Below are 5,008 nucleotides of genomic sequence, written 5' to 3'. Positions count from 1 at the left end.
AAATTGCGCCAGCGCGGAAAAGATAACATTGCGGTATTGAATCATCGCTGGAAAGACGCCGCGTTAACACCGAAAGACGGGCAGCGTTATTTAGTCAAAGTCTGGTCACGTATTCGCGCCGCCTTTGCTGACAATGACATTGCGGTTTATGGTGTCCGCGTGGTGGAGCCGCATCATGACGCCACCCCACACTGGCATTTACTCCTTTTTACCGATAAAGCCCACCGCGCCAAAGCGGTAGAGATTATGCGTAAAAAAGCCTTGGCGGAAGATCCTGACGAAAAAGGGGCGCAGCAACATCGTTTTGCATGTAAGCATATGAACAAAGGCGGTGCCGTCGGGTATATCGCTAAATATATTGCGAAAAATATCGACGGCTATGCACTGGAAGGTGAAACTGATTTTGAAACCGGTAAACCCTTAACGGAAACGGCAGCCGCGGTCAGTGCCTGGGCGGCGACGTGGCGCATTCCGCAATTTCATTTTTATAATCTACCGTCAAAAGGCGTCTATCGCGAATGTCGACGTTTAAGAAGTTTATCGATCGCGACCATGTTGGGTGACATGGCGGAAAAAGTGAGGAAGGCGGCTGATGAAGGCGACTTTGCCACCTATATTGACGCACAAGGCGGTCCTTGCACCCCCCGAAAAGAACAAACTTTGCGCGTTGCCTACAAAACGGCAGACGAACCGAATGCCTATGACGAAGCGGTGCAAAAAATAGCGGGGATCTATGCGCAACTTCACCCGGATACGCCCCTCATTAAAACGCGGTTGAAAAAATACCGGCTGGTGAAAAAAGAACCCGACGAGCGTCAGGCGGTTGATTTTTTAAAAAGCGCCATCGGCGCGCCTCGGAGTTCTGGCAATAACTGTAGAAAAGGAGGTTTAACCCCCTCTTTGGATGTACACTATTTTATGCCTGATGGTGCCTCCCGTGAGTTTTTTTTACTTAGGGAGTACGGTTTTTCAAGTTATACGCCCGAGTCTGAGAACCCGTTGCCCGGTTAAACTATCAAAAAAACACGACTTATTTAAAAATAAAAAATAAGTGCATGGATTTGCACAAAAGTGCATGGATTTGCATAAGTTTTTGCTCACCTGAAATCACCGGAAAGGCCAGTGCTGGCCTACGCTGAGTGGCGTTGTGCAGCTGCATAAAAAACGATAGGTTTAGCGGGCAGGCGCGGCGGGGCTACCACTGCGATTTTTCATGTTTTTTTGATACAATCAAAAAAAACAACGGGGATCTTAAGTGACTAAAAAATTCACACCTACTCCACACGATGCCGTATTCAAGCAGTTTCTAAGTGAGAAAGAGACAGCGAAAGATTTCTTCGACATTTGGCTACCCGATGAGATTAAAGCGCTGTGTGACTTAGAGAGCCTAAAAGTGGAATCTGGCTCATTTATCGATAGTGAAATGAAAAATTACCAGAGTGATATTCTCTATTCAGTCAGCACCACGAAAGGAAACGGATATATCTACGTATTAATTGAGCATCAGTCCACCCCTGATAAACTCATTGCATGGCGATTAATGCGATATAGCCTAGCTGCTATGCACAAGCATCTAGAGCAGGGAAATAAGCAATTACCGTTAGTTTTTCCTATCCTGTTCTACTGCGGTGAACAAACTCCTCATCCCTATAGTACTCATTGGCTTGATTGCTTTGAAGATAGAAAACTAGCAGAAAGTATCTACACCAATCCCTTTAAACTAGCAGATGTCACCACGCTTGATGATGGTGAGATTATGCAGCATAAGCGAATGGCTTTATTAGAATTGCTGCAAAAACACATTCGCAGACGGGATATGACCAAGCTACTGGATGGTATTGTTAAACTGTTGTCGTATAATTATTATACCGATAATCAGGTTATCACTCTGTTTAACTATCTCATCCAAGAAGGTAACACCAAAAAGCCAATGGAATTTATCACTGAGATAGCGAAACAATCAGAAAAACACGAGGGGGCATTTATGACTATTGCTCAACAGATTGAAGAAATTGGAATTAAGAAAGGCATACAACAAGGTCTACAGAAAGCACTTGAAGAAAAACACGAAATCGCCCGTCAGCTGCTAAAAAATGGGGTGGATAAAAAGATTATTCAGCAATCAATGGGGCTTTCTGAGGAGCAGTTAAACACCTTGTGCCAGGATTAGATTTTATTTTTTATCCGATTCAAGGCGTACGGGGTAAACTGAATCACTTCTTCGCCGAGCCATTCATTAAGCTGTTGCATTTTGTGTTGTAACGGATGTAATTCGTTGCAGATAAACACATTCGCCGCTTTTTGTACGTCGCCAAATCCCCCGACATTTTGCGGCATAATGCCCATTAATTGTGGGGGAACGCGGTGAGCCGCTAACATATCGTCCCGACTGACGTTTTTGATATTTAAAAATTCATCTTTTGCGGCGGCTTCCGATAAAGGAATGGTTTGTATGCCATCCTTTTTGCCATTGGGGGCATATAAAAACAGATTGCGAAAGTTCCCCAGCCCTTTACTGCTTTTTAACTGTTCGCGGATGTTATCGATATCCTGTAAATTTTGCGCGGCATCGCTGATATAGAGAATATAGCCGGCATGAGAGCCGTTGAGATAATACTTACAGCGAAAAAGCGTCGCCGATTCATTGAGTAAAATGGCCGTCATGGCGGCCAGATATTCGGGCAAGCCGTAGATTTCCTGATTGATATCCGGCTCCAGCAAATGAAAAACATGCCCCTGCTGAAACGTAAACGGCACGCTGTCAAACCCCGCATGCAAAAGGTAATAAGTGGCTAAATCCTCACCGCGCCTTGTGAGTTTGGCCGGGATGGATTTAAGTTGAATCGTTTTATTTAGCCCATTTTTTCGCCGTTCCAGATAGGCATTACCAAAAATTAGAAAATCCAGCGCAAAACGGTCAAAATCCTGACGACTTAACCATGGATGTGGCACAAAGGTACTGCTTAAAATATTGCGTTTGACATAAATGGCACTGCTATGATGGGCCGCCGCCCGAAAAATGCGTGACAGGCCTTCAAAACTCATCGGTGGCTCGTAGTAATTATCGATAAGTGAACATTCCAGATAATCAAAAATTTCGCGTCGGTCAAGGACGGGCACCGGGTCACCAAAGGTAAAGGCCTCTACCGACGGTTTTTGAGGGGCGGTGAGCGTGCGTTTTTTCGTTTTTCGCATATTAAAATAGCTCGATAATCGTTTTGTGTTGCTGGCCATCACCGGTTAACGGTTCATGGTACAGCGCATGCATGGTGGCCCAGGCTAAATCGGCGTGACTGGCATCTTCACTGCGATCGGCTTCATAGGTGGGACGGTTCCCACTGGCGGTCGTGGCGCGTCTAATCGCCATAAAGGCACGGGTAATATCCTGCGCCCCGGCATCATATTCCAGTCGGTGATGGCTGATAACATCATAGGCTTTTAACACCAACGCATTTTTTAGCGCCGGGTTATAGATAAATTCGTTGACCTGCGGGAAAAAATCGCGCACATATTGCAAAACGCCATGGCCGATACCCGTTGCATCCAGTCCGATGTAGTCGACCTGATAACGGGTGGTGAGTTGTTGAATAGCGGCGGCCTGTGCGCGAAAGTCCAGTCCCCGCCATTGGAAATACTCCAGAATGCGAAATTTACCCCCGGGGGTGGGGGGGGGTGCAATGACGACACAGCCTGCGCTGTCACCGTGCTGGGAGCCTTTGGCGGGGTCGTAGCCTATCCAGACGCTTTGTGACCCATAAGGCCGTGACATCAGCGGACTGACATCCGCCCACACGTCCCAGCTATCCACCTGACAGGACTGCATCAGTGAAAACGAAAACAGTGAGTCAATATCGTCAACAAATTCACACATCAACAGGTTTTGATATTCATCGGGACTGTAGCGCTTTTTTAGCCCTTCACGGTCAAACAGGTTGCAGCCGCGGTTAATGGCATCGTCCAACGTCACAATTTGTCGCCAATGGCCATCTTCACAATAGCGTCCGTTCGCCAGCGCCGGGTGGCTGATGGCGATATCAACCTGGTCTTTTTTTGACCTTCCCCGGTTAAACAGTTTGCCAGACCAGAACGGGTAAGCGCTATGCTTCAGGCTTGACGGGGTTGAAAAGTAGGTCTGCCGCCATTTCTTCTGCATCGCCATGCCCGACGCCACTTTACGTAATTCCTGAAATTTCGGGATCCAGAAGTATTCATCCAGATAAAGATTGCCGTGATAACTTTGGGCAGTCCGCGCATTAGTGCCAAGAAAATAAAGCGTGGCGCCATTGGCTAACACGATAGGGTCACCTTTTAGGGCAACATCCACTTCCTGCGCCATCTTGATGATGTAATCCTTAAAAACATGCGCCTGGGATTTACTGGCGGATAAAAAGACCTGATTGCGTCCGGTGGTTAACGCATCCATCAACGCCTCGCGGGCAAAAAACCAGGTGGCACCTATCTGGCGCGCTTTTAAAATATTACGTATCGGATAGGTTAATCCAGCCTGATACCAGTGCTTCTGGTAAGCAAAAAGATGTTGGTGAAAATGTTTTAACAGCGACGCAATCTGCTCATCACTAAAGGCATTCTTTTCAGGTGGAGTCCGGTTATTCTTTTTATCACGCCCGCTTTCCGTCCCGCCTTGTTGGTATTGTTCAATCCGACACTGGCGCTCCATTTGCCGATAAAGCAGGTCAATCTCCTTAAAATCCTTGCCGTTGTCAACGATCACCGAAAACTGATCCACTTTTTATCTAAATCCGATCAATCAAAATTGATCCACTGTTTTACTCAGTTATTGCTCCTGAGCGCCGCTTATCTTTCAATCGGTAGCTTTCACCGCTTAATTGCAGTACATGCGAATGATGAAGTAAACGATCAAGCATAGCGGCAGTTAATGTTGCGTCATCAGCAAAAGCACTTGGCCATTGCCCAAATGATAGGTTACTCGTCAATATGACACTGCCATGCTCATAACGCTTGGCAATCACATTGAAAAACAGGTTTG

General features: G+C 46.5%; 4 protein-coding genes and 1 pseudogene. 2 read left to right on the top strand and 3 right to left on the bottom strand.

All coding sequences use genetic code 11. The features are described from left to right. Window positions 1-1,011, top strand: a 1,011-nt coding sequence (locus G468_RS22105; protein ID WP_162143452.1) for a replication endonuclease, incomplete at its 5' end; no start/stop codon positions are given. Between the two features lie 244 nt (window positions 1,012-1,255). Next, window positions 1,256-2,170 carry an Rpn family recombination-promoting nuclease/putative transposase gene (locus G468_RS0118680; RefSeq protein WP_026824229.1) on the top strand — a complete coding sequence of 305 codons (915 nt, stop codon included), beginning with the start codon at window positions 1,256-1,258 and terminating at the stop codon, window positions 2,168-2,170. Here the strand turns inward: G468_RS0118680 and G468_RS0118675 are convergent. From G468_RS0118675 to G468_RS0118665, 3 genes and pseudogenes are all read right to left on the bottom strand, one after another. Continuing rightward, complete coding sequence (locus tag G468_RS0118675) at window positions 2,167-3,195, bottom strand: phage portal protein (protein WP_026824228.1); 1,029 nt, start codon at window positions 3,193-3,195, stop codon at window positions 2,167-2,169. The two genes, G468_RS0118680 and G468_RS0118675, sit on opposite strands and share 4 nt — an antisense overlap. Window position 3,196: 1 nt before the next feature. Further along, window positions 3,197-4,717: pseudogene (locus tag G468_RS0118670) on the bottom strand (terminase large subunit domain-containing protein); the annotation flags it as partial. 70 nt (window positions 4,718-4,787) lie between these two features. After that, on the bottom strand, window positions 4,788-5,008 hold a 221-nt coding region (locus tag G468_RS0118665; protein WP_026824226.1), incomplete at its 5' end, for an ATP-binding protein.

The sequence above is a fragment of the Arsenophonus nasoniae DSM 15247 genome (assembly GCF_000429565.1).
Lineage (GTDB): Bacteria > Pseudomonadota > Gammaproteobacteria > Enterobacterales > Enterobacteriaceae > Arsenophonus > Arsenophonus nasoniae.
This window is presented reverse-complemented; position numbering and strand designations above follow the sequence as displayed.